The organism is Bowmanella yangjiangensis, from assembly GCF_017255015.1.
Lineage (GTDB): Bacteria > Pseudomonadota > Gammaproteobacteria > Enterobacterales > Alteromonadaceae > Bowmanella > Bowmanella yangjiangensis.
In genome coordinates, this window is the sequence record NZ_JAFKCS010000402.1 from 1 (window position 1) to 708 (window position 708).

The 708-nt window shown below is 67.7% G+C and carries 1 protein-coding gene; it reads right to left on the reverse strand.

The window, feature by feature from the left end; translation table 11 throughout:
• The coding region (locus J0A65_RS24820; RefSeq protein ID WP_206596901.1) for an STN domain-containing protein at positions 1-501 on the reverse strand (501 nt) is incomplete at its 3' end.
• Positions 502-708: the final 207 nt, after the last annotated feature.

Sequence of the window (708 nt, forward strand, 5' to 3'; positions counted from 1 at the left end):
GAGGCCGGGCACCAGCTTGCCGAGCGCCTCCTTGAGGCTGACGCCGACGTCGAGCTGCTCGCGCAGCTGGGTCTGGTCCACCACCCAGACGGTACCGGGAATGGCGCTGATCTCGGTCGGGGTACGCGCGGCCACGCTGATCTGCTTGGCCTCCAGCTTGAGCCGCCCGGACGCGTCCGGGCCGCGGCGTTGCAGCAGCACGGTGCGCGCATCGGTGAAGGTCCAGCTCAGGTCGGTGCCGGCGAGCAGACGCTGCAGCGCCTCCTCCACGGTGAAATGGCCGTCCAGTCCGGCGCTGCGCAGCCCCTGCAGGTCATCGGAGTTGAACATCAGGTGCAGGTCGGCCTGGTCGGCGAACTGGGTCATCGCACTGTCCAGGCTGAGCGGGGCGATATGCAGTTCGACGCTGATCGGTTCGGCGGCCAGAGCCAGCGGGGCGGCGCCGCCGAGCAGCGAGGCGAGCAGCAGGGCACGGTGCAGCGGAGAAACATGACAGCGCATTACAGAGGTTTCCATGTCGTGTGGCAGGTGGCGCTACTTAGGAATAAGTCGCGTTCATACCCACGACGAAACAGCTGCCAGGATCTTGCAGCCGCGTGCAGAAAAAAATCTGCCCGTCAGCCGCGTGGCGCCGGTCGCACCAGGATCAGCCAGGGCAGCCGGGTGACCTGCACCGGCTGCAGGCGCTCCAGCGTGGTCAGCAGCGCC